29 protein-coding genes are annotated in these 26,241 nt (G+C 49.5%); all 29 read right to left on the bottom strand.

The features are described 5' to 3' along the window. Window positions 1-6 precede the first annotated feature (6 nt). A complete protein-coding gene (locus AC3ZPD_RS00405; protein WP_490982291.1) occupies window positions 7-1,437 on the bottom strand; it encodes a protein-glutamate methylesterase/protein-glutamine glutaminase in 1,431 nt (476 codons plus the stop codon). Between the two features lie 25 nt (window positions 1,438-1,462). Further along, window positions 1,463-2,359: a MinD/ParA family protein gene (locus AC3ZPD_RS00400; protein ID WP_490982290.1), complete on the bottom strand. Its 897-nt coding sequence runs from the start codon at window positions 2,357-2,359 to the stop codon at window positions 1,463-1,465. Then, the gene (gene flhF, locus AC3ZPD_RS00395) at window positions 2,356-3,873 is read right to left on the bottom strand and encodes a flagellar biosynthesis GTPase FlhF (RefSeq protein ID WP_490982289.1); all 1,518 of its coding nucleotides are present in this window, start codon (window positions 3,871-3,873) and stop codon (window positions 2,356-2,358) included. Before flhF ends, AC3ZPD_RS00400 begins: the two co-directional genes overlap by 4 nt. Then, window positions 3,870-5,903, bottom strand: a complete 2,034-nt coding sequence (gene flhA / locus AC3ZPD_RS00390) for a flagellar biosynthesis protein FlhA (protein ID WP_490982288.1) — start codon at window positions 5,901-5,903, stop codon at window positions 3,870-3,872. Before flhA ends, flhF begins: the two co-directional genes overlap by 4 nt. A gap of 22 nt (window positions 5,904-5,925) precedes the next feature. Continuing rightward, the gene (flhB, locus tag AC3ZPD_RS00385) at window positions 5,926-7,020 is read right to left on the bottom strand and encodes a flagellar biosynthesis protein FlhB (RefSeq protein ID WP_490982287.1); all 1,095 of its coding nucleotides are present in this window, start codon (window positions 7,018-7,020) and stop codon (window positions 5,926-5,928) included. 16 nt (window positions 7,021-7,036) lie between these two features. Next, the gene (gene fliR, locus AC3ZPD_RS00380) at window positions 7,037-7,819 is read right to left on the bottom strand and encodes a flagellar biosynthetic protein FliR (protein WP_490982286.1); all 783 of its coding nucleotides are present in this window, start codon (window positions 7,817-7,819) and stop codon (window positions 7,037-7,039) included. Window positions 7,820-7,831: 12 nt separating this feature from the next. Continuing rightward, window positions 7,832-8,101, bottom strand: coding sequence for a flagellar biosynthesis protein FliQ (gene fliQ / locus AC3ZPD_RS00375; RefSeq protein WP_490982285.1), 270 nt, complete (start codon window positions 8,099-8,101; stop codon window positions 7,832-7,834). Between the two features lie 50 nt (window positions 8,102-8,151). After that, a complete protein-coding gene (gene fliP / locus AC3ZPD_RS00370; RefSeq protein WP_490982284.1) occupies window positions 8,152-8,907 on the bottom strand; it encodes a flagellar type III secretion system pore protein FliP in 756 nt (251 codons plus the stop codon). Then, window positions 8,904-9,443, bottom strand: coding sequence for a flagellar biosynthetic protein FliO (locus tag AC3ZPD_RS00365; RefSeq protein WP_490982283.1), 540 nt, complete (start codon window positions 9,441-9,443; stop codon window positions 8,904-8,906). Before AC3ZPD_RS00365 ends, fliP begins: the two co-directional genes overlap by 4 nt. Before the next feature lie 10 nt (window positions 9,444-9,453). Further along, window positions 9,454-9,819, bottom strand: a complete 366-nt coding sequence (locus AC3ZPD_RS00360; protein WP_490982282.1) for a response regulator — start codon at window positions 9,817-9,819, stop codon at window positions 9,454-9,456. Window positions 9,820-9,846: 27 nt separating this feature from the next. Further along, entirely contained in the window at window positions 9,847-11,088 is a 1,242-nt protein-coding gene (gene fliY / locus AC3ZPD_RS00355; protein ID WP_490982281.1) for a flagellar motor switch phosphatase FliY, read from the bottom strand. Beyond that, the gene (fliM, locus tag AC3ZPD_RS00350) at window positions 11,078-12,076 is read right to left on the bottom strand and encodes a flagellar motor switch protein FliM (protein WP_490982280.1); all 999 of its coding nucleotides are present in this window, start codon (window positions 12,074-12,076) and stop codon (window positions 11,078-11,080) included. Before fliM ends, fliY begins: the two co-directional genes overlap by 11 nt. Window positions 12,077-12,119: 43 nt before the next feature. Further along, window positions 12,120-12,593: a flagellar basal body-associated FliL family protein gene (locus AC3ZPD_RS00345; RefSeq protein ID WP_490982279.1), complete on the bottom strand. Its 474-nt coding sequence runs from the start codon at window positions 12,591-12,593 to the stop codon at window positions 12,120-12,122. Between the two features lies 1 nt (window position 12,594). Then, a complete protein-coding gene (locus tag AC3ZPD_RS00340) occupies window positions 12,595-12,816 on the bottom strand; it encodes a flagellar FlbD family protein (RefSeq protein WP_490982278.1) in 222 nt (73 codons plus the stop codon). A gap of 50 nt (window positions 12,817-12,866) precedes the next feature. Beyond that, window positions 12,867-13,685, bottom strand: a complete 819-nt coding sequence (gene flgG / locus AC3ZPD_RS00335; RefSeq protein WP_490982277.1) for a flagellar basal body rod protein FlgG — start codon at window positions 13,683-13,685, stop codon at window positions 12,867-12,869. Window positions 13,686-13,777: 92 nt separating this feature from the next. Then, the gene (locus tag AC3ZPD_RS00330; RefSeq protein ID WP_490982276.1) at window positions 13,778-14,161 is read right to left on the bottom strand and encodes a TIGR02530 family flagellar biosynthesis protein; all 384 of its coding nucleotides are present in this window, start codon (window positions 14,159-14,161) and stop codon (window positions 13,778-13,780) included. Further along, window positions 14,158-14,706 carry a flagellar hook capping FlgD N-terminal domain-containing protein gene (locus AC3ZPD_RS00325; protein WP_490982275.1) on the bottom strand — a complete coding sequence of 183 codons (549 nt, stop codon included), beginning with the start codon at window positions 14,704-14,706 and terminating at the stop codon, window positions 14,158-14,160. The genes AC3ZPD_RS00330 and AC3ZPD_RS00325 overlap by 4 nt, the downstream gene beginning before the upstream one ends. Before the next feature lie 39 nt (window positions 14,707-14,745). Continuing rightward, window positions 14,746-16,278 carry a flagellar hook-length control protein FliK gene (locus AC3ZPD_RS00320; protein WP_490982274.1) on the bottom strand — a complete coding sequence of 511 codons (1,533 nt, stop codon included), beginning with the start codon at window positions 16,276-16,278 and terminating at the stop codon, window positions 14,746-14,748. Between the two features lie 38 nt (window positions 16,279-16,316). Continuing rightward, window positions 16,317-17,258, bottom strand: a complete 942-nt coding sequence (locus AC3ZPD_RS00315; RefSeq protein ID WP_490982273.1) for a magnesium transporter MgtE N-terminal domain-containing protein — start codon at window positions 17,256-17,258, stop codon at window positions 16,317-16,319. A 39-nt stretch (window positions 17,259-17,297) separates the two neighbouring features. Beyond that, the gene (gene fliJ, locus AC3ZPD_RS00310; protein ID WP_490982272.1) at window positions 17,298-17,741 is read right to left on the bottom strand and encodes a flagellar export protein FliJ; all 444 of its coding nucleotides are present in this window, start codon (window positions 17,739-17,741) and stop codon (window positions 17,298-17,300) included. Window positions 17,742-17,748: 7 nt separating this feature from the next. Then, window positions 17,749-19,062: a flagellar protein export ATPase FliI gene (gene fliI / locus AC3ZPD_RS00305; protein WP_490982271.1), complete on the bottom strand. Its 1,314-nt coding sequence runs from the start codon at window positions 19,060-19,062 to the stop codon at window positions 17,749-17,751. Beyond that, window positions 19,055-19,906, bottom strand: coding sequence for a FliH/SctL family protein (locus tag AC3ZPD_RS00300; protein ID WP_490982270.1), 852 nt, complete (start codon window positions 19,904-19,906; stop codon window positions 19,055-19,057). Before AC3ZPD_RS00300 ends, fliI begins: the two co-directional genes overlap by 8 nt. Next, window positions 19,899-20,915 carry a flagellar motor switch protein FliG gene (fliG, locus tag AC3ZPD_RS00295; protein ID WP_490982269.1) on the bottom strand — a complete coding sequence of 339 codons (1,017 nt, stop codon included), beginning with the start codon at window positions 20,913-20,915 and terminating at the stop codon, window positions 19,899-19,901. Before fliG ends, AC3ZPD_RS00300 begins: the two co-directional genes overlap by 8 nt. Window positions 20,916-20,927: 12 nt before the next feature. Further along, window positions 20,928-22,517, bottom strand: coding sequence for a flagellar basal-body MS-ring/collar protein FliF (gene fliF, locus AC3ZPD_RS00290; protein WP_490982268.1), 1,590 nt, complete (start codon window positions 22,515-22,517; stop codon window positions 20,928-20,930). Window positions 22,518-22,555: 38 nt separating this feature from the next. Continuing rightward, on the bottom strand, window positions 22,556-22,864 hold the full coding sequence (gene fliE, locus AC3ZPD_RS00285; RefSeq protein WP_490982267.1) for a flagellar hook-basal body complex protein FliE: 309 nt from the start codon (window positions 22,862-22,864) through the stop codon (window positions 22,556-22,558). 30 nt (window positions 22,865-22,894) lie between these two features. Continuing rightward, the gene (flgC, locus tag AC3ZPD_RS00280; protein WP_490982266.1) at window positions 22,895-23,347 is read right to left on the bottom strand and encodes a flagellar basal body rod protein FlgC; all 453 of its coding nucleotides are present in this window, start codon (window positions 23,345-23,347) and stop codon (window positions 22,895-22,897) included. Between the two features lie 2 nt (window positions 23,348-23,349). Then, entirely contained in the window at window positions 23,350-23,760 is a 411-nt protein-coding gene (gene flgB / locus AC3ZPD_RS00275; protein WP_490982265.1) for a flagellar basal body rod protein FlgB, read from the bottom strand. A 387-nt stretch (window positions 23,761-24,147) separates the two neighbouring features. Further along, window positions 24,148-25,566 (bottom strand): ATP-dependent protease ATPase subunit HslU, encoded by a 1,419-nt coding sequence (hslU, locus tag AC3ZPD_RS00270; RefSeq protein ID WP_490982264.1) that lies wholly within the window; start codon window positions 25,564-25,566, stop codon window positions 24,148-24,150. Between the two features lie 115 nt (window positions 25,567-25,681). After that, window positions 25,682-26,224, bottom strand: coding sequence for an ATP-dependent protease subunit HslV (gene hslV / locus AC3ZPD_RS00265; RefSeq protein WP_490982263.1), 543 nt, complete (start codon window positions 26,222-26,224; stop codon window positions 25,682-25,684). Window positions 26,225-26,241 lie beyond the last annotated feature (17 nt).

The raw sequence follows: 26,241 nt of genomic DNA, 5'->3' as shown, positions 1-26,241 counted from the left end.
CAGATGTTATTTCACAATTTGAACAAGTTTTGGTGCAATATCTTGAAGCGGCAGCACCGAAGTGACGCAGCCGAGTTCAACAGCAGAACGGGGCATCCCGTAAACGACGCAGGTTTCTTCGCTTTCCGCAATCGTTGAGGTTACTCCCTTGTCATAAAGCAGTTTCATGGATTTTGCCCCATCGCTGCCCATGCCGGTCATAAGCACGGCGTGCCTTTTCAGCATTTCCAGAGGAAGCAAGGACTCGAATAAAACATCAACGGAGGGCCGGTGGCCGCTTCTCAGTTCGTCTTCGCCGAGGGAAACCCGGCAAATGCCGTCATTCCCCAGCTTGACACGGAGATGTTTCCCTCCCGGAGCAATGTAAGCCGTCCCCTTCTCCAATGCCATTCCTTCTTCCGCCTCAACAACCGTCAGCGGGCTCAGACTGTTTAAACGCTGGGCCAGCGACTTAGTAAAGTTCGGCGGCATGTGCTGAACGATGACAACGGGAGCAGGAAAATCCGCCGGCATGGACTCAAGCAGCACCTTTAGCGCTTTTGGCCCGCCGGTCGAACAACCGACCGCTACAAGGTGCTGGTAAGCTGCGGTAACGGCGGTCGGCTTCGCGGATTTCCCTGTTGCTGCAGGAACCGGTTGTAAAACTGTTCCTTTATCCGCAGTCGGCGATGGTGATGAAGAAGGAGGAATCGAAGACGCGGGCTTCAGTTGTTCCCGCTGAACTTTTCCCGGCAACTCCGCAGGTTTTTTAACTGGATTATCCCTGAAAATTCCATCAGGATTCCGTTTAACAGTGGAACGGCCTTCCGGCTTGCGTTCAGCCCGTTCAACGGGTTCAACCGGTTTAGACGGCACCTGCATCCTGTTTGTACGCTTGCCGGGAGTTGCTTCATCCTTCCCTTTTTCGGCAGTTCCCGAAGTAAGAGAAGGAAAGGGAGCCGGCTTGAGCTCGGCCTCCCGTTTGGTTTGCGGAAGAACCTTCGGCTCCTCCGCCCGCTTGCGAAGCGCTTCTTCCCGGGCCAGGCGTCTCTCCCGGCTGGTCATGGCCGCTTGAATCTGCATCCGGAGCGCCTCTCCGATTTCTGCAACGCTCTGCGAATTTCCGGAAATAGACGGCTTGCGGATGAAATCAAACGCGCCTAATTCAAGTGCCATGATGGTCTCTCTCATGCCTTGCTCATTGATGCCGGACAACATGATCACAGGAACAGGTTGTTCTTCCATAATGCTTTTAAGCGCTTCAAGACCATTCATTTCCGGCATCTCCACGTCCATCGTAACGAGATCCGGCGATAACTCCTTGATCAGCTTTAACGCTTCCGAACCGTTTGCAGCGGTCCGCTCCACCCAGAAAGCGGGATCCTGTTCAATCAGGTCGGTAATAATTTTGCGCATAAAAGGCGAATCATCGACAACCAAGATCCGGTAAGGTTTCATTGTCCACCTCTGTCCTTGTAAAGAATCATTTTGTGCGAAGCCATTTGTGTAAAAACCCTTTGATTCCCGTCAGAGCGCCTTCCTGCTTCACTTCTTCTTTGTTCTCCGCAATTCCCTGCGCAATCTGCCGGACATCCTTTGAAGCCGAGCAGTGCGGGTAGGCAATGATAAACGGAATTTGCCTTTTTACGGAGTTCATGACATAAGGCTCGTCATGGATAAATCCGAGCAAAGGAATATTCAAATGCAGAAAACGCTGGGCGACGAGCGTAATTTTATCCGCTACAAACCTGGCTTCCTTATCCCCTTCAACCCGATTGACCACCAGTCTGAAGGTTACATCCGGCTGCAGGCCGCTGACCACTTTAATCAGAGCGTACGCATCGGTAATCGAGGTCGGTTCCGGCGTCGTCACGATTAAACATTCATCCGCAGCCGTAATAAAATTCAGCGTTTCCTTGGAAAGCCCCGCTCCGGTATCAAACAGAATAAAATCCATTTCCTCGGCAACTGCCTCTATTTGGGAAGTGAAATAAGCCAAATCCTGTTCCGACAAGGAAAATAAATCCGCTAGCCCCGATCCGCCGGCGATAAAAGGCAGTCCGTTTTGTCCATATTCAATAATTTCGGACAGTTTTTTTTCGCCTTTGAGCAAGTGATAGAGGTTATAAGCAGGACGGGCCCCCATCAAAACATCGATGTTGGCCATTCCGATATCCGCGTCGAACAGGAGCACCTTTTTCCCCAGCGCTTGCAGCTCCAGCGCCAAATTCAAAGTGAAGTTCGATTTCCCCACTCCGCCTTTGCCGCTGCTGACCGTAATGATTTTAGCCGACTTGGCCGGCCCTACGGCTTCGGACTGCTTTTCCTGCTGGAGACGCGACTGAATCATGGCTCTTAGCGATTCGGCCTGGTCGTTCATACGCCTTCATCCCCAAGCAGTTCATTCAGGAGCAGCTCGCGGTCTGCGGGTACCAGATCATCCGGCACATTTTGGCCGTTGGTCAGGAACAACACCTGAAGCGGATATTCAAACAAAAGGTTAAACAAGCTTCCACAGTTTTCCGTTTCATCCAGCTTGGTGAAGATCACTTTATCCAGGCCATATTTGGAAAAATGCTCTGCGATCGCCTTCATATCCCCCGGCTTCGAGGTCAAGCTCAGGACCAGGCAGGTTTCGCTCTGCTCCTTTACTGTCAGAAGGCTGTGAAGCTCGGCCACGTAAAGCTCATTCAAATAATTTCTTCCGGCCGTGTCCATGAAGATCAAGTCGCAATTCTCCAGTCTGGCCGCCGCTCTCTTCATGTCGCCCGGTGACTGCACCACCTCAAGCGGAACGTTCAGAATCGAAGCATAAGTGCGAAGCTGCTCTACGGCCGAAATCCGATAAGTATCCGCTGTAATGAACCCAACTTTCTTATGTTTGCGGAAAATTTGATCGGCCGCCATTTTGGCGATGGTCGTTGTTTTGCCGACCCCGGTAGGGCCTGCAACGTAAACCATTCTGGCCGTATCGGAAATGCCGTCCGAAATACGCGTTTCCAGAAAACGGCCGATTTCGTCCCTGACCCTCTGTTTGATACCGGTCTCATCAAGGTTTTCACCCGATGCTTCCCACGCCTCAAAGGCTGGCTTGATCCAGCTTTCAGCCAGTTCAGGCTCTACCTCCTGCTCTTTCAGCCGGTTCCAGATCCGCTGCAGCGGTTCGGGCAGCACCCGTTCCTCACCGTGCTCCTTGGCCAGCTTGTTCATCATCTCCTTCATCTGCTGAATGTCGTTTAGCAGACGGTTTCTAAAGTCTTCGTCGGATGGATGAACGGCCGCGGCCATCATCGTATTGAAGGTCTTTAACGTCGCTTCAATGGAAGAGGCTGATTCCCGTGCCGGCAAGGACGATTGCTCAGCATACAACTGCTCCGGTTCCTGCCGCTCCAAGATCGGCTGCTGCTCCGTGACCGTCTGCGCTGAAAGCACCGGCGGCTCCTGTCTGACGGTATTCTCCGTCTGCGCTTCTCCGCCGCCCAGCAGCTCGGAAGTTCTTCGGTACGCCTGCGCGCCGAATCTCCCTGCAGCTTGTTCCTGGCTCGCTGAGGTTTGCGGTGCGGGCGGAGGAGGAGCCGGACGATTCGGCTGATCCCCCGCCCTCCTGGTTCCGTCAGGGAAAGCCCCCTGCCGGGCTGGTGCTAGGGGCCGGCGGCCCGCCGCTAAAGGAGTTTCCCGTCTTGGTACAGACGCTCCAAAAGATACGGCAGGTTCTGCCGGCGCCGTCTCGTCAACTCCGGCGATCACCTCCAGCTTTACTTTTCCGAACATGCCGAGAAATCCGCCAACCTTGATCTTTTTGGTGCTGAGAATCACAGCATCTCCGCCCAAATCCTGACGGATTTTGAGCATGGCGTCAGGCATGGTCTCCACGATATAACGTTTTACTCTCACAGATTGACCACTCCTACACTTTGAATCTCGACATTAGGCTCCAGTTCGCTGTAGGAAAGGACCGGTACATCCTGCAAGGTTCTTTCCATGACTTGTCTGAGGTACATCCGGATTGTTGGCGATGTTAATACAATCGGCTGCTGACCGGATTGGATCAGACGGTTAATCTGTTCATTCAGCTTCTGATAAACCGTTTGTGTCGATACGGGATCAAGCGCTACATAACTGCCCTGGTCCGTCTGCTGGACGCTTTCGGCAATTTTTTTTTCCAGGGAAGGACCGACCGTAATGACCTGCATCGTCTCTCCTTGATTCGTAAACTGCTGCGTGATTTGACGCGACAACGCCTGACGGACGTATTCCGTCAGCACCTCAGGATCTTTGGTGTATTGCCCGTAGTCCGCAAGCGTTTCGAAAATGGTGACCATGTCGCGAATCGAGATTTTCTCGCGCAAAAGTTTGGCCAGCACTTTCTGTACGTCGCCGATCGATAGGACGGAAGGAATAAGATCGTCCACCAGAACCGGATAATTTTCTCTAAGATTGTCCACCAGCGCCTTCGTTTCTTGTCTGCCGAGCAGCTCATGCGCATGTTTCTTGATGGTTTCCGTCAAATGGGTCGCCACGACGGACGGAGGGTCCACAACCGTATACCCGGACAATTCGGCCCGTTCTTTGGTCGGTTCATCGATCCACAAGGCCGGAAGCCCAAATGCTGGTTCCAAAGTTTCAATTCCGGTAATCGATTCATCATCAAACCCGGGACTCATGGCCAGGTAGTGATTAAGTAATAATTCCCCACTTCCGACGGTATTCCCTTTAATTTTCATGACATATTCGTTCGGTTTTAGTTGAATATTGTCGCGAATCCGGATGACCGGCACAACCAGCCCGAGTTCAAGCGCGCATTGACGGCGGATCATAATAATCCGGTCCAGCAGATCCCCGCCCTGCGAAGTATCGGCGAGCGGAATCAGGCCATAGCCAAATTCGAATTCGATCGGGTCAACCTGCAGCAGATTGATGACACTTTCCGGACTCCGCACCTCTTCGATCTGCTGTTCTTCCTCCTGCTGCTCCATCTCGACCATCTTTTTGCTGAGATTGGTCTGCATCCTCCACGCCGCATAAGCAAGCGCGCCTGCGAGCGGCAGGGTAGAGATGATGCCGATTGGAGTAAAAAGACCCAGCAGCACGATCATGCCGGAAACGATATAGATCAGTTTTGGATAAGCGAACAGCTGGCCTGTAATGTCTTCAGCCAGATTGCCTTCCGAGGAAGCTCGCGTCACAATCAAACCGGCAGACGTCGAAATCAGCAGGGCCGGAATCTGGCTTACCAAGCCGTCTCCGATCGTCAGGAGCGAATAAGTCGACAAAGCGTCGGAGAATTCCATCCCGTGCATCACCATGCCGATGATGAAACCACCGATCAGGTTGATGAACAAGATAATAATGGAAGCAATCGCATCTCCCTTTACAAATTTGCTCGCGCCGTCCATGGCGCCATAGAAATCCGCTTCACGCTCGATTTTGGTTCTTCTTTCTTTCGCCTGCTGCTCATTGATAAGTCCCGCATTCAGGTCCGCGTCAATACTCATTTGTTTGCCGGGCATGGCGTCCAGCGTAAAGCGGGCGGCGACCTCCGCCACCCGTTCCGAACCTCGGGTAATGACTATGAATTGTACGATGACCAGAATCAGAAAGACAATAAACCCGATAACGGGCTGACCGCTGGAAATCCAGCTGCCGAACGTACGCACCACATGTCCGGCATCCGCTTGACCAAGGATCAGCTTAGTCGTCGAAATATTCAGCGCCAGCCGGAACATCGTAGTAATCAGCAGCAAGGAAGGAAAGATGGAGAATTGCAAGGCTTCTTTCGTGTTCATCGCTACGAGCAGGATCATCATGGCTATCGAGATATTGATCACCAGGAGGACATCCAGCAGCGTTTTCGGGATCGGAAGAATCATCATCAGGACGATGCCAATTATGCCTACCAATATCGAAATATCTTTTATTTTCATTCGTAGCGCCTCCGATCCCTTTTTATCTCACTTTGCCTTTCAATTTATATACATAGGCCAGAACCTCGGCCACCGCCTGGAACAAATCTGCGGGAATCGAATCGCCGATTTCCGTTCTTTGAAACAAAGCGCGGGCGAGCGGCTTGTTTTCCATCGTTATAACTCCATGCTCCTTGGCTATCTCTCTGATGCGCAGGGCCATGTAATCCTGGCCTTTCGCGATAACCTGCGGGGCTTCCATTTCACTTCCGTCATATTTAAGAGCTACGGCAAAATGCGTAGGGTTCGTAATAATGACGTCCGCTTTCGGAATTTCCTGCATCATTCGCTGAAGCGCCATCCTGCGCTGGCGTTCGCGGATTTTCCCCTTTATAAGCGGATCGCCTTCCGTTTTCTTGTATTCATCCTTAATGTCCTGTTTGCTCATCCGCAGGCTTTTGGAATGAGAGTAGCGCTGGTACATGTAATCGGCAAAAGCCAATACAAGCAGAGCCGCGCCGATTTTAATGCCAAGATCCATCGTTAATTTTGACGTATAGGCAAAGGTCTCCTCGATCCCCATACGCCCCATTTTGGAAATATCCTCTCTTGAACCGGAAAGCGTGATATATACGACCACGGCGATAACAAGCAATTTAAAAATCGATTTTGCAAGCTCTACAAGAGAGCGCATCGAAAAAATATTTTTGAACCCTTTAATAGGATCAATTTTGCTGAATTTGGGTTTAAGCGGCTCACCCGTCAATAAAAAACCTACTTGGATGTAGTTCGCGAGAATGCCGACGACCATGACCACCCCAAAGATTGGCGCTAAAAGAAGAGCAACTTGCATGGAAAGACTTCCGAACATTTTTACTACGTTTTGCGAGGTGACATCGGAAGTAAGTCTGTGCATAAAAAAATCTGTAAACAAATCTACCAGATGCTGCTTGTAATATCCGCCGAACATCAGCAGCGCTAAAAAAGAAGATAGCAGGACGAGAGCGGCGGAAACGTCGTTACTTTTGGCAACCTGACCTTTTTTACGGGCTTCCTGCTGTTTCTTTGGCGTTGCTTTTTCGGTTTTCTCTCCCGCAAACAGCTGAAGATCGAGCGTATAACGCAGTGCCAAGGCCATACCTTCCTTTCTGCGCTTAAGGCCTTTTTCCCATCGTCCCCATTAAATTTTCCAGCGATTTAAACAAGGTTTCGAACAGCTGCTGAAACGAATAAACCATACTGGACATGAAAACCAGCAGCAGGACAAGCCCCGCCAAAATCTTAAGCGGAACGCCGATGACAAAAATGTTGTACTGCGGCGCCGTTTTGGCCAAAAAGCCGAGAGCAACGTCCGTCAGAAACAAGGCTACGATAATGGGCGAAGCCATCTGGAACGCCAGCATAAACGCCTGCCCGAAGACGCTGACCAGGAAGTCGCTGATGTTTCCGTTATAGATCCTCCCAAACACGTCGTTAGAGAGCGGAATCCATTGATAGCTTCTAAGCATCGCTTCTATCAAATAATGGTGTCCGTTCATCCCCAGAAAAAATAAAGTGGCAATGGCGTATTTGAAATTGCCGGTAATGGGCGCGGATGCTCCAGTCATCGGATCCAGCACGTTGGCGAACCCGAAGCCGATTTGAATATCCAAAAAAGCCCCGGCCATGGTAATAACGGTGAACATCAGGGTTGCGACATACCCCATCAGCAGGCCGATCAGCACTTCCCGTAAAACAAACAGAATATATGTTAAATCTGTAGGAACTGTTTGTTTGGTCCCGTAAACCAAAAAAATCAAAGCGGCCAAAATGCCCGAAAATCCAACCTTGAAGGTTGTCGGCACCGTTCGAGAGGAAAAGACAGGCGCGACAACAAAAAAAGCCGTGATTCGACAAAAAATAAGCATGAAAACAGGTAAAGCCTGCATGATATCCATAGGCCTTATTTCCTAACCGATATAGCTGGACAAATTGTTTAGTATACCGTAGGTAAAGTCTACCAGCGTGGTAAGAATCCAAGGGCCAAACAGCAGCAAAGCCACCAGCACGGCCACAATTTTTGGAACAAAAGCCAGCGTCTGCTCCTGAATTTGGGTAGTAGCCTGAAAAATACTGATCACAAGCCCGACGACCAATGCAATTACAAGCATCGGAGCGCTGGCTTTCAGTACCGTATAAATGGCTTGTCCCGCCAGTCCAATGACAAATTGCGAATTCATAACGTTTCCTCCAGTCCCCGTCCGTTTCCTTCTTAGGTTAAAGCTCTTCGTCAGGAAGTGCCAAAGCTTTCCAACAGCGACTTCACGACCAGATACCATCCATCAACCAGGACAAACAGCAAAATCTTGAACGGAAGCGAAATCATTACCGGCGGCAGCATCATCATCCCCATGGCCATCAGTGTGCTGGAAACGACGATATCGATAATTAGAAAAGGAATATAGATCATAAAGCCCATTTGAAAAGCCGTTTTTAGTTCGCTGATGGCGTACGCGGGAACCAATACCGTAATCGGAATGTCCTGCACATTTTTGGGCTGCTCCATTTTGGTATAGCTCAGGAACAGCTGCAGATCTTTGTTCCGGGTATGTTTGTACATGAACTGTTTCATTGGCACAGCGGCTTTTTCAAGCGCGTCCGTTTGTGAAATTTCGCCCTTCAGATAAGGCTGAAGCGCTACTTTGTTCACATCCGACAACGTTGGACTCATAATAAACAAAGTCATAAACAGAGCCAAACCTACCAGCACCTGGTTAGGCGGAGCCTGCTGCGTGCCAAGCGAGCTTCTAACGAAACCAAGCACAACAACAATCCGGGTAAAGCTGGTCATCAGCACCAGAATAGCCGGAGCAACGCTTAAAACCGTAACAAGCAGCAGAATGGAAAGCGAGCTGGTGCCCGGCTTTCCGTTTGAATCGCCGACTTGGATATTAATGTTCGGTATCGGATCGGCTGCCGACGCCGTTACCGAAAACACGCTGAAAAACATAAGCAGTAAAGCAATGATAGCAAGCTTCTTTTTCATGAGTCCCTCAACCGATCTGTAGATTGATCCTCCTGCAGGAGATCTTTCACCTGCTGTTTCCGATTCGGCAGCTTTTTCAGCTTCGACTCAAACACCTCGTGAAAAGCGGCTTCGTCTATTTCTTCCTCCACAGGCGGCCCTTCTTTCCGAAAACGGGCAGCGAAGGAAGAAACGGCAGAAGTCCAACTGGTGAAATCAGGGCTTGCTTCTTCAAAACTCTGAACAAGCAGAGCAGCTTCTGCCGGATCCAGAATTTTATCAAGTACCGTTACGTCTTCCCCTACGCCCACAACATAAATGCGATTGCCGATCTCCAGCACCTGGACCGATTTGTTCGGGCCAAGCCCCACCGCGCCAAGCGTTCGGATGGAGCGGCTTTTGGACATGGCTAGGTTTCTGTTTCCTAAAAACCGGATCAGTAACACGATTAGGACAATAATGACTGCTAATACTGCAATGACCGTAAACACATTGCCGACGGGATTGGAAAAATTATTCACATCTTCATTTGTCTTTGCTGCTAATCCTATAGACATAACTTAGGTCCTAAACACCCAATGTTTTATTAATCGCTTCGACAACCCGGTCAGATTGGAACGGTTTTACGATAAAGTCTTTAGCTCCCGCCTGAATGGCGTCGATAACCATAGCCTGCTGGCCCATCGCGGAGCACATAATAACTTTCGCCGAAGCGTCGAGTTTTTTGATTTCTTTCAGTGCTGCGATCCCGTCCATCTCCGGCATCGTGATGTCCATGGTGATCAAATCAGGGCGCAGTTCTTTATATTTTTCAATTGCCTGAGATCCGTCTTGCGCTTCGCCAACTACCTCAAAGCCGTTTTTAGTCAAAATGTCGCGGATCATCATTCTCATAAATGCTGCATCGTCTACAATCAAAATTCGGTTTGCCATGGAAAATAGTCCCTCCTGAGATCTTCTCTATTGTAATTTTTGTATACGGTCCCATTGGCTGACGATATCGGTAACGCGGACGCCGAAGTTTTCGTCGATAACGACAACCTCACCTTTTGCGATCAACTTGTTATTTACCAGAATGTCAACGGGTTCACCGGCCAGCTTATCCAGCTCGATGATTGAGCCCTGAGACAATTCCAGGATATCCTTAATTTGCTTTTGGGTTCTTCCTAATTCTACGGTGACTTTAAGGGGTATGTCCATCAATAAGTTTAAATTATTTTCGTCAATATGATTGAAGGACGGCGCCTGCAAATTGGAAAACTGTACAGGCTGTACATTCACATTCCGCCCGGGCGCTGCCCCATAATGCTGTGGCGGCACATACCCGTAGCTCGGAGGCATCATATTCGGATCGTAATACCCTTGCTGAGGCGGCATTTGCGGCGGCATCTGAGGCTGCTGGGCCTGCGATGGTGCCGCATGCTGCGCAGGGACATCATATTGCGGCGGTTGCTGCGCTGTTTGCGCTGGCCGTGGCGGAGCCTCGACTGCTGCTGCTACATCGTTTGATGCAGGAGCGGCATCCGGCTCTGAACCCCCGATCAGATTGTTCACCATCTCCTTAGCAAACTGTACCGGAAGAAGCTGCATGATCGTCGAATCAATCAAATCCCCGATAGCCAGACGGAAAGATATTTTGATTAAAATTTCATCGGGCGGCAGGTTCGAGACGCCTTCTCCGTTTTCCACGTTCAAAATATCGATCCCTGGCGGAGAGATGTTTACAAATCTGTTGAAAATCGTAGACATCGAAGTTGCAGACGAACCCATCATTTGATTCATTGCTTCTTGCACAGCACTGATATGAATTTCGTTCAGTTCTTCATCCGCCGGATTGCCTTCCCCGCCAAGCATCAGGTCGGCGATAATCTGGGCGTCCCGCTTTTTAATGACCAGTGAATTGATGCCTTGAAATCCGTCTACATAAGTGACATGGACAGCCACATGCGGTTTCGGAAATACCTCATCAAATTCGGAACGTTTAATAATAGAAACTTTTGGAGTAGTAATGTCCACCTTTTTGTTAAGCAAAGCCGAGAGGGCTGTCGCCGCGCTGCCAAAAGTGATGTTCCCGATTTCTCCCAGCGCGTCCTGCTCAAGCGGAGTCAAATAATCGGTTACCGTCGGTTCCGAGCTTTCCTGTCCAGCCTGTTTCAAGAGCGCATCGATCTCTTCTTGGGACAAATAATCTTTACTCGTCAAGTTCTTCAACTCCTTCACTGAGAATCTCATCAATTTGAACAGCTACCCGATCTTTTATCGTGCCGGGACTGCCCCTGTATTTCAGACGATCGCCTACACGGATCGAAAGGCCTTCGCTTACCGGTTTATCCAGAGAGATAACGTCTCCTACCGTTAACCCAAGGAATTCCCGGATCGTAAGCCTCGACTCTCCAAGTTCGGCCACAATCGGCAAGTTTGCTTTGCTGACTCTGGACTGAAGAGCCTCTACTTCCTCAGGCGCCCTGGATTTCTTCTGAGAGACAAACCAGTGATGGACCGAGAGTTTTGGCATAACCGGCTCAATCACGACATGGGGAATACAAAGGTTGATCATCCCGGATGTGTCCCCGATTTTGGTGCTAAGCGAAATAAGAGCAATCGTCTCATTGGGGGAAACGATCTGCATGAACTGCGGATTGGTTTCCAATCCTTCCATTCTAGGCGAGAGATCCACCACGGTCTTCCAAGCCTCTTGCAGGCTCTCAAAAGCACGGCTGAAAATCCGCTCCATAATGATGGTTTCAATTTCTGTCAAAGACCCGATTTTGGAAGGGGCCGCCCCCACACCGCCGAGAAGTCTGTCCAGCATAGCGTAAGCCACGTTGGGGTGAACCTCGAGCACCATGCGTCCTTCAAGCGGCTCCGCTTCAAAGATGTTCAGAATGGTCATTTTCGGAATAGAGCGGATGAATTCGTCATAGGGAAGCTGCTCTACCTGAACGACATTAATTTGAACAAAGGTCCGAAGCTGCGCCGAGAAGTAGGTGGTCAAATAACGAGCAAAGTTTTCATGAATCCGGGTCAAGCTTCGAATGTGGTCCTTGGAAAATCTAACGGCACGCTTAAAGTCGTAAGAGCGAATCTTCTTCTGCGTTTCCTCTTTTTTGAGCTCTTCCGCATCCATTTCACCCGAGGAGAGCGCGGCAAGCAAGGCGTCAATTTCATTCTGCGATAACACGTCTACCAAAATATCTCACCCCCTTCAAAAACTGTAGCATAAACTTGTGAAGCTAAATGGCGGACATAACGAAATCCGTGATTTCTATCTGTGACAAAGTTCCTTCCGGCAATACTTTGTCGATTTGGTTCAGCAGCTCCGTGCAGAGTTGGTCTTTTCCTTTAGCCCCCGTCAGATCCTCAGGTTTCTTCTCGGCCAGCGTTTTGATAATGATCGGCTTCACTTTGAAGTCGGCAATTTTATCAAAATCTTCTTTGGCTTTGGCATTGTTGAGCTGAAACGCGAAGTTAAGGCTGACGATGTAGTTGGGATCAGACAAATTAGTTTTAATGCCTTCGATGACGGAGGTCATTTTAACGATTTCATCGGCTGACAATTTTTTGGCTGTCTCCGTCTCCGTTTTCTTTGTAGAGGCTCCCCCTTCGGCGTGGTTCGAAGAACCCGGTTTGACGATCAAGAAAGCCGCCAACGCTATCAGCGTAATTGATAACAGCATCGTAATCAGCCAAGGAAACATTTTCTTCATTTCACAATTCCTCCGTTTGTTGCACTTTAATAGTAGCTGCATGCATGCCAATTTCCTTATAGTACTCTTGGATTTTCTGCAGTACCTCCGCCGCTTTCTCCAAAACGATCAAACGTTTGCCGGTCACCAGGGTTATGTAGGTATCCGGTGTTTCTTCTACCGATTCGATCATAATGGCGTTAACCCAAAATGACGAACCGTTAATTCTTGTTACTGAAATCATGGCGCCTCCCCAAAATGGGGGGAAGGTCGCCCTTCCCCGCTATTTACTTACTATCTTTTCAGGTTAACGAGTTCTTGCAAAATTTCATCGGATGTTGTGATGATCCGGGAGTTGGATTGGAAACCGCGCTGCGCGATGATCATTTCCGTAAACTCGCCTGACAAGTCCACATTGGACATTTCAAGCTGACCGGATACGATAGCCCCCGTGCCTGTCTCCGCGTTGTTTGCCGTCGTCGGCTCAAGTTCACCGTCCGGATTGGCATTCAGCGTCATCCGGTAAAGGCTGCCGCCAATTTTTTCCAAACCTTCAGGGTTAACTACTTTACCTACGCCGATTTGAACCCCGTTTTCGGTGGTCCCATCAGCCATGCTCTGGATGAGGGTCCCATCTTGAGAAATAGTAAAACCTGTTACGTCTTCACCGACCGTAATCGGCTGACCGTCGGAATCACAAACGAACAATCCGTCGGAAGTCAACAGGTTGCCCAAGGCATCCATATGGAAGTCTCCCGCTCTCGTCAAATAAGGAACGTCTTGGTCGGGAGTTAGCTTAACCAGGAAAAATCCGTCCCCGTCCAAGCGAAGATCCAGCGGATTATTAGTGGTTTGGGGGCTGCCGGCAGTATGCATGGTGTCAATCGAACCAATGGATACCCCTAAACCGATCTGTTTCGCGTTGACGCCGCCGGTTTCCCCATCAACCGGAGCCGTAACCCCTGAGGTTGTCTGGCTCATAATATCTTTAAACATAACGCGGCCGGCCTTAAAACCTGTCGTATTGACGTTTGCAATATTGTTGCCGATGACGTCCAGTTTCGTTTGGAAACCACGCATGCCGGAAACGCCTGAATACATCGATTTTAACATTAATATGTTCCTCCCTTATAGGTCCTGAAATAGATTTGCATCAGTCGATCTGCAAACCCTTTGTTTAGCTCTCCGTATCCGGGCCAGCTAAATTATTGAATAATAACGGCACTGTCGATTTGCGTAAAAACATTATTTTTCATGCTGTTTCCGTCCATGGCTGTAACCACCGTCCGGTTGCCGACGTTTACGATAAACGCCATATCTTTCATCAAGATTAACGAATCCTTGGAACCTTTGGCTGCTGCATCATCGATGGCTTGCCCGATTTTGCCCAGCTGCTCAGGCCGAAGCTGAATTCCTCGCTGCTCCAGTCTTTTTGTGGCATGGTTGCTGAAGCGTACAAGCTGATTGTCCAAAACATCCTTAAAGGAGGATGAACCCTCCACTGCAGGCTGCTTGGCTGCCGGCTGCGATAAGGAACCTGGTTGAAGGCGCCCGGGATATAAACGACCTACTGTAAATGCATCACTCATGAGCCGCTCCCCGGCGAATCCGAATCATCGGTTGAAGAACCTTCGCCGCCATCTCCATTTGAATTCCCCGAATCACTTGGCGCATCGATTTGAAGAATATCCGTAATGGGAACCTCATTGCTGCCGATTTTGGCATATTGAACACCGGAACGAATTACGATTCCGTCAATGACACCTGTTAAGGTAGTTCCGTCGTCGCTTTGCGTATCCCCGTCAATAACATATTGTTTGGAAGAATCTGAGGTGTCCTGCATCCAGGTTGCTTGTTTGCCAATCAGACTGGAAACGTTGCCGAGCGACGATTTCATGGCGTCAAGCTGGCCTGAGATATTAACAAGCTGTTCAACCGAAGAAAACTGGGCCATCTGTGCGATAAACTCTTTATCATCAAGCGGCTGCGTCGGATCCTGGTTTTGCAGCTGTGTAATTAGAATCTTCAGAAATTGATCTTTCCCCAAGGACTGTGTGTCTTTATTTGCTGCTTGCTGCACATTCGAAGCCGAGTAATTCGGCCAGGCAACATGTGTAGGAATGCTATCTGCCATTATGTCCCCTCCTTCCTCGATTACTGGTTTAAACCATTCTTAAGCTTTTGCGACAAAAGAACTGCCGAAGTTATCCTGTTTGGCCTGTACTTCCTTGACCCATTCGTTCCAATCTTCGATTGTGTCCAAGCTCGTCAAACCTTCGTCTTCCTCCGCGGAGCGGCGCTGGTTATTCTGACGCTGCTGGGATCCGTTTCCGGGCTGCTTGCCATCCTGATACATTTGAGAAGATAAAGATGCATTTTGCGTCACCTCAAGTTTCTCCACTTGCAGGCCTTGCGATTGAAGCGCCGTACGAAGCTGAGCCATTTGCTGCTCCAAGGAATCTTTGGCAAAAGCATGCTCCGTTACGAACTGGGCCACTACCTGACCATTATGAAGCGTGATCCGGATGTCCACCTGTCCCAGATGCTCCGGGGTCAAAGAAATTTTCGCTTCGGACATGCCCTGCAGCTTCACGATATCCATCTTATTCACAACGAAGCTGGTCATTTCCTGCGCAAACTTCTCGACCGGAACCGGGGCCTGCGCCTTAACAGTCACAGCCGCGCCGTCTCTAAGCTGCAGTTGGCCCGCCGTCACAACGCTGGAAGCGTTAAAAGGAGTACTATCGGGTGATGACGATCCTTTTGGCTGCTGGGAAGGACTATCATCTTTTGAAGATGAAGTACCGGACGAATCGGACGCCGTCAAACTTTGCACCGCCGTGGTTCCGGTTTGCCCCGTCAGATCCGTGTGCAGATCCGTTGTATCTGCGGCCTGCTGTTGAGATTGCTGGGGCTGCTGGACCGTCTGGTTCGCGGCTTGACCTAGCAGCTTTTGCAAGGAAGAGATCAGCTGTCCGAAAGATGCGGACGGAGTCCCGGATGTGCCGGCCGAAGCCAGTTGATCCTTAAGGCTCTGGAGCGTATCCATTAAAGCAAATTTCAGAGTCTCCGGCTGTTTCGCCAGTGATGGCAGTTCAGGCAGTACCGGAAGTCCGGAGTTTTTGCCCTCGATCAGCAGGTTAGTTCCTGAATCGACTGTAGGCGCCAGATCAGTTGTTCCCGTCTGTACAGTGCCCGCACCCTGCAGCAATTGCATAGCCTGCTGAATCCAGTTCTGAAGCTGGGTCATCAACTCCGGGTTTGCCGCAATCAGCTCCTGCAGGTCACTGCTGTTTTTCAGCAGATCAATCAGCTTATCCAGCGCTTTGGACAAGTCTCCAGCGTCTGCAGGCTGACTTCCTTTATCCGCAGCTGCTTTTCCGCCGCTTATCAAGGCAAGAAGAGAATCAGCCAGTTGGGCTCCGGCGTCTGAATTAGCTGGTGCTTGGGTTTTATCCGTTTGGTCAGCCCCCGCGCCTTTCTCTCCAGCTGCTATCATTAATTGAATCAAGGTCCCGCTGAAGGAATTGCTGCCAACCGCCTTTTTCCCTGCTTCTCCCGCCGCATTCCCGACTGCTTTCGCGGATCCGGCCTGCCCGGCTGCTGCATGCGCTGTGCTGCCCGCTGCCGATGAGGTCGGGGTTCCTGCTCCTTTGCCCGGTACGGCTGGTGCCGCCGGGGCTGGCGCGCTTTGAATTGAGCTCATTTGTTTTTTTCACCTCCTTTCAGGTTTTATGAAAAAAACTATTTACTGCTGATCAGCTTGTTTAAAATCTTCGCTGTGGCCGCTTCATCTGCATCCGACATGGCCGCCAAAATTTTGGAACGTGTCGCGTCATCAACCGCATGCAAAATCGAGAGTGTTTTGTCCGGGCTGATCGTATTCGTTTGAAGCAACAGCTTAGCCGCTTTCGCCGGATCCATCGTCGCAAACGTTTGGCTCAACTGAGTCGAATCCAGACCGGAAGCCGTGGAGGACGCCGCAGAACTTTGCCCGCTTGTTCCGTTTTCTTTATTCAACCGGGACTGCAGCGCAGCAATCGCCAGGTCTTCCGAAGTATCTGCATCTTTCAGTCGAATGGAAATGTCCGCCGCCAATTTCGGATCCATTTTCTCAAGAATCGCTGATTTGCTTTCGTTACTCATTGCCTTAAATAGAAGCACGTTTTCTTCTGGCGTTAAGTTGCTCATGATGCTAGCCGCCTTGGTGGCATTCATTTCACTATACAGCTGAGCCAGGCTTTTGACTTGCTTCTGGTAATTCTCAGCAGCTTCATTAGCGGATTGCTGGGCCTGCTCGTTATTTTTTTGCGTTGCCTCGTCCAGTTTGGACTGAAGCTGCTTGGCCTTCTCGGCTTCCTGGGCCGTTTGGGCGTTGGCTTTTTGAGTCTCCTGCTTTTGCTGATCCAGCTGACTTTTTAATTCTTTAATCGTAGCTTCGGAGCTTTTCTCCTGAGCCGCTCCCTCGTTTTTCGCCCCGGCTTCCGATTTCACCGGATCAGGCACCCACTTATTGACGACCGGAACTTTGTTTAGCGCGGTAAGCGCCTTGTTCTGAATGTCTTTATTCAACAGCGTCAGCAGAACACCCAAAAGCACTACCGTAAACAAAATAGGAGTCACGAAAAACAAAAACCGTCCAAAACCGCCGCCTGATTCTTTCTCTTCCAATTCTGCCTGCGCCAAATCTGAATCCTCCTTCTCCAAAAAGCTCGGGATTTTCGCTTACCTGGCTCTCATGGCAAAGCGGACCGTCGCCATTTCGTCAAGCTCGTTTTGTTCCCGGAGAAGCATTTGCTGGCGAAAAGCGTCAAGCGCCTTATCCCGTGACTTAAGCCACACCTTTTCATCCAGCATTCTGCTGCTTAAATGCGCTTTATTTTTTTCTACATTTTGCTCTGCGTAATCCACATCTTTTGACTTGCTTGCGATACAACGTTCAAGATGATCGGAATACTGCTGCATAGCTTGAAGCCTGAGAAGGGAAGACGTTTTTTCCGCCTCTTCCTGCATGGCCGAAGCCAGCTTCCGCTTATCCTCCATCAGCTGTTCAAGACTGCTCATTTCGTTTTGAAGAACGCCTATTGCCGCAGAAAGCATCCATTCCGCCTGTGTTTTTTCGTTGGATTTCAAATCGACTACTTTCTGAAAGGCGTAATTAAACTTCACTTTTCAATCAACCTCCTGCGAATTCGGCAATTAAACGTTCCGTCGCTTCATCCAGCGTAACCTTCTCATTAACCTTCTGTTTGGTGTAATTCCACACCCGTTCGATCGAATCTATGGCTTCATCTATCTGGGAATTGGATCCCTTTTGATAGGCTCCGATATTAATCAGGTCTTCCGAATCCTTGTAAACCGACATAATCCGTTTCAGGTTGTTGGCCGCGTCCATTTGTTCTTCCGAGATAATGTCCTTCATTACCCGGCTGATGCTGGCCAAAATGTCAATCGCCGGGAAGTGGCCCTTATTGGCGATGTTCCGGTTCAAAACGATATGACCGTCTAAAATCCCCCGCACCGCATCCGCGATGGGTTCATTCATATCGTCGCCGTCTACCAGGACCGTATAAAAGGCCGTAATCGAACCCGTTTTCCCTGTACCGGCACGCTCCAGCAGCTTGGGAAGAGCCGCAAATACGGACGGAGTATAACCGCGCATAGCCGGAGGTTCGCCGACCGCAAGGCCTACTTCGCGCAACGCCATGGCATACCTTGTGACGGAATCCATCATGAGCATTACATTCATGCCTCTGTCCCGGAAAAATTCAGCGATCGTCGTAGCGATAAGCGCGCCTTTCATCCGGATCAAAGCGGGTTGATCCGAAGTAGCGACGATAACAACCGATCTCGCCAACCCCTCCGGCCCCAGATCCCGTTCGATAAAGTCGAGCACCTCGCGGCCCCGTTCGCCGATCAGCGCAATGACGTTCACATCCGCTGAGGTATTCCGGGCAATCATCCCCATCAAGGTGCTTTTCCCGACCCCCGAGCCAGCAAAAATGCCCACCCGCTGCCCTTTTCCGATCGTCAGCAGTCCATCGATCGCCCGGACTCCGATACTGATCGGATCTTTGACCCGTGGTTTGGCCAGTGGATTCACCGGTTTGTTCAAGGTCGAAAAATGACCCATGCGGGACGGAAGCAGCGAACCGTCGAGCGGCTGCCCTAAGCCGTCAAGCACCTTGCCGAGCAGCTCCGACCCGACCTGCACCGTAAGCGGTTTGCCCGTACCTACAACATCGCATCCGGGACCAATGGCATGCAGCTCGCCAAGCGGCATGAGCAGCACCTTGTTATCACGGAATCCTACCACCTCAGCCTTAAGCGGTACTGACGATTTGCTCGGATAGATTTCACAAACATCGCCGATGCTTGCGTCCGGGCCTTCCGACTCTACCATCAGACCGATGACCTGCGTTACTTTCCCGTTGATCCGGACCGGATCGATGTCCCTTAAATGCTCCAGATAGGTCTCTAGATTAAACATGGTCATCATCCGTTCTTTGATCTTCGGCATGCTGGGAAAGACGCAGCAGTTCTTTTTTGATTTCCGTCAATTGGGTATCGATTCTGGCATCCACGCTCCCGAAGGAAGAACGGATGACACAGCCATAATCCTTGACGCTGGAATCAGGGATAATCAACAGCTCAGCCTGCGAGTCGATCACGAGCGAAAGCTCTTCCTTCGCCGCATTCACAAACGAATAATGGGAAGGAGACACGCAAAGCGTCAGCGTTCCCTGCTCTTTTTTGCGCGCAAGACTTCGTTCTATTAAATCTTTGGCGAACTCCGGTTCAAGCGTCAGCTGGCGGTCAATGATTTTCCGGGCAATTTCGCAGCTTAACGAAACCACAAAAGGTTCCGCTTCCTGAATGATCTGCTCTTTGTTCCTTTGGGCTTCGGAAAGGACCGTTTGCGCTTCGTTCATCATCCGGTCCATCTGCTGCTTCATTTCTATTTCGACCTGCTGCCGGCCTTCCTCATAACCTTGATGGAACCCTTCGGCTTTAGACGCCTCAATCAGCTGTTCGTCCTGCAGCCTTCTTTCCTGCCACCAGGCCTCGATTTGCTGCCTGGCTTCATCCAGCATCCGCTGGGCTTCTTCCGAAGCCTCGCGCACCTGTCGTTCCGCAAACTCTTTGGCATCCTGCAAAATTTCCTTGCGGGTCTGCTCCGCTTCTTCGACTCGTTTTCGATGAACGGTTTCCTGTTCAAATCTTTCGGTATCAGCCGCCAGCTCGGATGCGGCCAGATCGTATCGTTTGGAGAGGTCCAATTGCTTCAAGTTATCCAGCGGAACGTATTGGGTAGCTTTAATCAAATTAGACAATGATGTCATCTCCTCCACCGCGGGCTATGATGATTTCTCCGGATTCTTCCAGTCTTCGGATAGTAGCTACGATGCGGGTCTGAGCCTCTTCAACGTCACGAAGCCGCACCGGCCCCATATATTCCATTTCTTCCTTGAAAGTTTCGGACATGCGCTTCGACATGTTGCGGAAAACCGCTTCCCGGACTTCCTCGCTTGCCACCTTGAGGGCGAGCTGCAGGTCCGCATTTTCGATATCGCGGATAATCCGCTGAATGGAACGATTGTCCACATTGACGATGTCTTCGAACACGAACATCCGTTTTTTGATTTCTTCGGCCAGCTCCGGATCCTGAATTTCCAGGGAATCCAAAATCGTTCTTTCCGTTCCCCGGTCGACGCCGTTTAAGATTTGAACGATCGATTCGATGCCGCCTGCCGTCGTATAGTCCTGGGTTACGGTCGAAGAAAGCTTTTGTTCAAGCACACGTTCCACCTGGGCAATGACCTCTGGAGAGGTGCTGTCCATAACCGCGATTCTTCTTGCGACCTCCGCCTGCTTTTCCTGGGGAAGAGAAGAAAGAATCGACGCAGCCTGTTCAAATTGCAAATAGGATAAGACAAGCGCAATCGTCTGGGCATTTTCGTTTTGGATGAAGTTCAAAATCTGGTTCGGGTCTGCTTTTCTTGCAAAATCAAAAGGTCTGACCTGCAGCGTAGCCGTCAGGCGGTTAATGACCTCCATCGCTTTTTGCTGTCCAAGCGCCTTCTCCAATATATCCTTGGCGTAATTGATACCGCCCTGCGAAATATATTCCTGTGCGAGACAAATTTGATGAAACTCTGCCATAACCGCGTCTTTTTCAACCGAATCTACCTTCCGCACATTCGCGATTTCCAAGGTCAGCTGTTCGATTTCTTCGTCCCGCAAGTGTTTAAAGATTTGAGCCGAAACTTCCGGTCCCAGCGTAATCAACAAAATCGCCGCCTTCTGTTTCCCCGTTAATCCTTGAGTGCTCAACTTAGACAATGAAAATCACCTCTATTCTTCAGAAAGCCAAGTGCGGAGCAGATTGACGAATTCGTCCGGTTTTTTCTTGGCCAAAGTTTCCAGTTGTTTTCTGACCTGGTTTTCGTTCGTTACACTTTCCAAGTTGATGGAAGGGAACTCCGTTGCCACCGGAAGCGGTACGTCTTCCTCTTCTTCTTCCCTGGACCGTCGCCGGTTCCGGAAGAACAGGAAACCTGCTGTAGCAACCGCCAGCAGCGCAACCGCGCCGAGGCCCCAAATCCACATGCTCGAAAGCCCGGTGTTGGTTACCGCAGGGGTATTTCCTTCAAATGGCTGAGCGTAAACCGAAACCTTTTGGCTTAGCTGTTCGTCAGTGTAAGTAACTCCGGAATCTGCCAAATAAGAGGCTACAATGTTTTTCAGTATTTTATTGATGGCATCCTGAGTGGTCTGATCCAAAGAATTTTGTCCATTAGGTGGTTCAACAAGGACATTAATGGTTAAATCTTTAACAACATAGGGACTTGCCACGATATCCTTGGTAATATGGTTGACCTCATAATTGATCGTGGAGGAATTTTCCTCGGATGTTGAATTATTCCCCGTTGTCGAAGAAGGATAACCCGGCACATCGCCTTCACCCGTTCCGGCTACTCCGCCGTCCGCACTTCCCGAACCGGAATAACTGTTTTGAACCGTTTGAGCACTGATCGCAATGCCCTTCATATTATCTTCGTCAACAGGAGTTACCAGCTGTTCTTTAGAACTAACTTGGTCAAAGTTCAGCTTGGAGGCAACCAACACCTCGATTTTGTCAGGCCCCGTAAGTCTGCCTAAAAACTGTTGGACACTTTGCTTGACATCACTTTCGAATTTCTTCTGCAGGTTCAGGTTTTCCTGAACGGCTCCCGTAAGGCTTCCGGACGCCGATCCGCCCTTGCCTGAAGGAAGCAATTCGGTGTCCCCTCCGCTGATCGTAATATTTTCTATCGGAAGATTTGGTACTGCGGTCTTAACTAAATTGAAGTATCCGTCGATATTATCTTGTGTAGGACGAAAGCCTGGCTTAAAATCCAGGACCACAGACGCAGATGCTTTCTCTTGTTCGTCCGCACTTGCAAAGACGTTTTGAGCCGGGAGGTTGATCAGAACCTTCGCATTTTGAACGCCGCCCGTTCTTTCCAGCAGCTGTTCAACCTCACCGTTCAAGGCGCTTTTGTACTTCACGTTAAATTCCTCGTCAGTCATGCCGATGACACTGGAACTTGCTCCAAACGTTTTATCGAAACCGATTGAACCATTCTGTATAATCCCTTGAGATCCGATATCTACTTTAAGCCGGGCCGCGTCTGCGCTGGGGACGGAAATGCTTTTTCCGTCAGAGCTCAGTTTGTACGGCGTGCCGTTTGTATCCAAATAGGACATAATTCCTGCCGCATCGGTGGAATCAAGCCCTGTAAAAGCTACTTCATATTCAGTCTTCGAGAATTGCATGGTCAAAAGAATGATAGCCAACAGGATAATTCCTGCCGTAGATAGGAATAACGTTTTCTGCCTCTTGCTAAAATTGTTCCAGTACCGGACGATCCTGTCCCTATACTGGGCGATTCGCTCATTCACATTGTCACCTCATCTGAAACTTGGCTTTACTATCCGGCTTACATTTGGGTTCGCATAATTTCCTGATAGGCTTCAATTACTTTGTTACGAACTTGAGTAGTAAGCTGTAAGCTCAGCAAAGCCTGCTCCGATCCGACCATGACCTGATCCACGTTCGCTTTTCCGACCATGAACTGGTTATTGAGTGTTTGAACGTTCTGCTCCTGGGATGCCACACTGTCGATCGCGCTTTTCAAATAAGATCCGAAACTTTCAAGACTTTCCGAAGGAGTTGCGGTTTCTGCAGCGGTTTGAGGCTGAATGAGTCCAAGCTTCTGTACTGCTGGCATGCTGATATTCGAAATCATCTATGGGTCCTCCTATATTAAATGCTAGTATTATTTCCCGATCTGCAAAGCTTTGGAAATCATGCTTTTTGACGCGTTTAAAGCTGTTACGTTTGCTTCATAAGAACGGGAAGCCGAAATCATATCGACCATTTCTTTGACGGTATCCACGTTTGGCATGTAAACATAACCTTCGCTGTCAGCATCGGGATGTGTAGGATCGTACACAGGCTTGAACGGAGACTGATCTTCCTGGATGGCCGTAACCTTAACGCCTTGGCCGGCAGAAGCCTGCCCTCCCATCGCCTGATTCAGGACATTGTTGAAGCTGCCGGATTCTGAAGAAAGCTCGACTACTTTTCGGCGGTAAGGTACCGCTTTGCCATTTACTACGGATGCGCGAGTGGTATCCGCGTTGGCAATATTCGAGGAGATGACGTCCATCCGCAAACGTTGAGCGGTCAGGGCAGAGGAACTAATACTGAAGCTGTTGCTGATATTCATAATTAAACGTTTCCTCCTACCGCAGTGCGCATCATTCTAATCTGATAATTAAGCTGCTCTATGTAAGAATTGTACCGCAGCTGGTTTTCCGCTAATGAGGACATCTCACGATCTATATCTACGTTATTCAGGTTATTGTTCATCGTTGTCGAGTTATCTGTTGTTACTTTAGCTACTGGTACATTGGATGATGCTCCTATAACAAAATGTCTGGGATCCGTCCGCAGTCCCGAAATTTCCTTCGCTCCGCCGCCCATCTCATTCTGAAGCAAAGATTCGAAAGAAACATCCGATCGTTTAAACTTGGGAGTATCCACGTTGGCAATATTGTTCGCAATCACATTTTGTCTCAAATCAGAGGCCTGTATTGCATTTTGTAAACGGTCAAAACTGGTCCCGCTCAATAACTGCATCTTTTCTCTCTCCTCCTATATCCCTATTTCAATGGAACCATTAGATATTTCAACATTTTTCGCTAAATTCCTCTTTTTCTCGACAAATAGAACAAAATTGTTATATTTCTTATGTCCTATTATGGAAAATTATTGTTCGACAACCTCTATCCTAAGTTTCTTATTGTTTGTAACATAATACAATAAGAAAAAAGGACTATCTTTTCTGAAACTCTGGCATAATTTTGTATTTTTTATCAAATTTTTCGCATAAATTGTGCTATAAACCGACATAACAAGGACAAAATTCTGACAAAAAAGAAAGATACCGACCATTGTCCTAGACAAAATTAGACACGGTCAGTATCTCTTCAACTTGCTATTTGTTGACCTTAATTGCTCAATTGCTTACAAAATGTATTGACTGAGGTCACGGTCCTCCGCAATATCTCCCAGTTTTCCTTTTACATATTGAGGAGTTATGACAAACTGCTCAAGCGTAAGCTCCGGCGCTTCAAAGGATAGGTCCTCAAGCAGCTTCTCCAGGATAGTGTGAAGCCGGCGGGCCCCGATGTTCTCATTATTGGCGTTAACCGTAGCCGCAATGGCTGCAATTTCACGTATCGCTTCAGGTGAAAATTCGATCTTAATATTTTCCGTAGCCAGCAGGTCCGCGTATTGCTTTGTCAGCGCGTTTTGGGGTTCGGTCAAAATGGATACAAAATCCTCCAAGCTTAAACTGCTCAGCTCGACCCGGATCGGGAAACGCCCCTGTAACTCCGGAATCAAATCGGAAGGTTTGGCCACATGGAAAGCTCCGGCAGCCATAAACAAAATAAAATCCGTTTTAATGGGACCGTATTTCGTCATCACCGTCGAGCCCTCAACAATAGGAAGAATATCCCGTTGCACCCCTTCTCTGGATACATCAGGTCCTGATCCTTGTCCTTTGCTCGCCACCTTATCGATCTCGTCAATAAAAATGATGCCCGACTGTTCCGCACGGCTTACGGCTTCCTGTACAAGATCATCGTGATCAATCAGCTTATTGGCCTCTTCCTGCGTAAGTACCTTCCGCGCTTCTTTCACGGTCAGCTTTCTTTTTTTGGTCCGTTTCGGCATAAAGCTGCCCAGCATTTCCTGCATATTCATGCCCATCTGATCTCCGCCCTGTCCAGACAGCATATCCAGCATAGTCGGGCTGGTGTCTTCCACGTCGATTTCGACGACGTCCTCTTCCAGGCTGCCCGACAACAGCTTAAAACGAACCTGACGACGTTTCTCCGCCAACTGGCTGTCCTTTTCTTCTTCAGCCTGCACTGAAGCCGAATCCTGCTCGGTTTGAGCGGCCCCGCCATTTCCGAACAGCATTTCAAATGGATTACGCTGTTGTTTATTTTTGTTGGTCGAAGGCGCCAGAAGCTGAATCAACCGTTCATTGGCCAGTTCCTCCGCTTTATCCTGAACCTTTTCGGTCCGTTCCGCCCTCACCATCCGGATGGAGGTTTCGATGAGGTCCCGAATCATGGATTCGACGTCTCGCCCCACATAACCTACCTCTGTAAATTTGGTAGCCTCGACTTTGACAAACGGAGCTCCGACCAGTTTTGCCAACCGTCTGGCGATTTCCGTCTTGCCTACCCCCGTCGGCCCGATCATCAGAATATTTTTAGGGACGATTTCATCCCGAACGTCTTCGTGCAGCAGGCTCCGGCGATAGCGGTTGCGCAGGGCAACGGCAACGGATTTTTTGGCCTGTTTCTGCCCGACGATATATTTATCCAGCTCCGAAACGATTTCTCTTGGCGTTAGCGCTTGATTTTTCATCTCTCTTGCCTCCTGAAAAATGAGGCCGGCTTCTCTCTAGGGAAGTAATATCCATCAGAAAAAAGCCGGCCGAAAAGTGTGGCAGCCTTTGCAGACTGCCCTATCTTCCATTTTATTAGAGTTCTTCTACAATAATGTTATGATTTGTGTAAACGCAAATATCGGCCGCTACTTTAAGGGATTCATAAGCCATTTCTTTGGCCCCCATGCCTTGAGCATGACGCTTCAGCGCCCGTGCCGCAGACAAAGCGTAATTGCCGCCGGAGCCGATCGCCAGCACATCGTCATCCGGTTCGATAATTTCGCCGCCGCCGGAAATGAGCAGCATGCCGCTTTTATCCATTACGATCAGCAGCGCCTCAAGCTTGCGGAGAACGCGGTCCTGCCGCCATTCTTTCGCCAGTTCGACCGCAGCACGCTGCAGGTTGCCGTGATGTTCTTCCAGCTTGCCTTCAAATTTCTCAAAAAGCGTAATCGCATCGGCAACCGAACCCGCAAAACCTGCCAGCACCTGGCCTCGGTATAAACGGCGGACCTTTTTGGCCGTATGCTTCATAATTACGTTTTCTCCGAACGTAACCTGTCCGTCTCCGGCAATCGCGCATTGTCCGTTATGTCTCACCGCACAAATCGTTGTGGCATGAAAAGACAAATCCATCCGTAAGCACCATCCTT

The sequence above is a fragment of the Paenibacillus mobilis genome (genome assembly GCF_058267595.1).
This window is presented reverse-complemented; position numbering and strand designations above follow the sequence as displayed.

Excerpts from the sequence above, each read along its gene's own strand:
- fliE (WP_490982267.1), bottom strand. The coding sequence starts at position 22,864 with ATGATTTCGAATATCAGCATGCCAGCAGTACAGAAGCTTGGACTCATT.
- AC3ZPD_RS00325 (WP_490982275.1), bottom strand. The coding sequence starts at position 14,706 with ATGGCAGATAGCATTCCTACACATGTTGCCTGGCCGAATTACTCGGCT.
- hslV (WP_490982263.1), bottom strand. The coding sequence starts at position 26,224 with ATGGATTTGTCTTTTCATGCCACAACGATTTGTGCGGTGAGACATAAC.
- hslU (WP_490982264.1), bottom strand. The coding sequence starts at position 25,566 with ATGAAAAATCAAGCGCTAACGCCAAGAGAAATCGTTTCGGAGCTGGAT.
- flgB (WP_490982265.1), bottom strand. The coding sequence starts at position 23,760 with ATGCAGTTATTGAGCGGGACCAGTTTTGACCGTTTACAAAATGCAATA.
- flhB (WP_490982287.1), bottom strand. The coding sequence starts at position 7,020 with ATGGCCTTGGCACTGCGTTATACGCTCGATCTTCAGCTGTTTGCGGGA.
- flgC (WP_490982266.1), bottom strand. The coding sequence starts at position 23,347 with ATGAATATCAGCAACAGCTTCAGTATTAGTTCCTCTGCCCTGACCGCT.
- AC3ZPD_RS00365 (WP_490982283.1), bottom strand. The coding sequence starts at position 9,443 with ATGTCTATAGGATTAGCAGCAAAGACAAATGAAGATGTGAATAATTTT.
- AC3ZPD_RS00330 (WP_490982276.1), bottom strand. The coding sequence starts at position 14,161 with ATGAGTGATGCATTTACAGTAGGTCGTTTATATCCCGGGCGCCTTCAA.
- AC3ZPD_RS00340 (WP_490982278.1), bottom strand. The coding sequence starts at position 12,816 with ATGATTTCAGTAACAAGAATTAACGGTTCGTCATTTTGGGTTAACGCC.
- AC3ZPD_RS00400 (WP_490982290.1), bottom strand. The coding sequence starts at position 2,359 with ATGAACGACCAGGCCGAATCGCTAAGAGCCATGATTCAGTCGCGTCTC.
- fliI (WP_490982271.1), bottom strand. The coding sequence starts at position 19,062 with ATGTTTAATCTAGAGACCTATCTGGAGCATTTAAGGGACATCGATCCG.
- AC3ZPD_RS00405 (WP_490982291.1), bottom strand. The coding sequence starts at position 1,437 with ATGAAACCTTACCGGATCTTGGTTGTCGATGATTCGCCTTTTATGCGC.
- AC3ZPD_RS00360 (WP_490982282.1), bottom strand. The coding sequence starts at position 9,819 with ATGGCAAACCGAATTTTGATTGTAGACGATGCAGCATTTATGAGAATG.
- fliQ (WP_490982285.1), bottom strand. The coding sequence starts at position 8,101 with ATGAATTCGCAATTTGTCATTGGACTGGCGGGACAAGCCATTTATACG.
- flhA (WP_490982288.1), bottom strand. The coding sequence starts at position 5,903 with ATGAAAATAAAAGATATTTCGATATTGGTAGGCATAATTGGCATCGTC.
- flgG (WP_490982277.1), bottom strand. The coding sequence starts at position 13,685 with ATGTTAAAATCGATGTATTCAGGCGTTTCCGGCATGCGTGGTTTCCAA.
- AC3ZPD_RS00320 (WP_490982274.1), bottom strand. The coding sequence starts at position 16,278 with ATGAGCTCAATTCAAAGCGCGCCAGCCCCGGCGGCACCAGCCGTACCG.
- AC3ZPD_RS00345 (WP_490982279.1), bottom strand. The coding sequence starts at position 12,593 with ATGAAGAAAATGTTTCCTTGGCTGATTACGATGCTGTTATCAATTACG.
- fliP (WP_490982284.1), bottom strand. The coding sequence starts at position 8,907 with ATGAAAAAGAAGCTTGCTATCATTGCTTTACTGCTTATGTTTTTCAGC.
- fliR (WP_490982286.1), bottom strand. The coding sequence starts at position 7,819 with ATGGATATCATGCAGGCTTTACCTGTTTTCATGCTTATTTTTTGTCGA.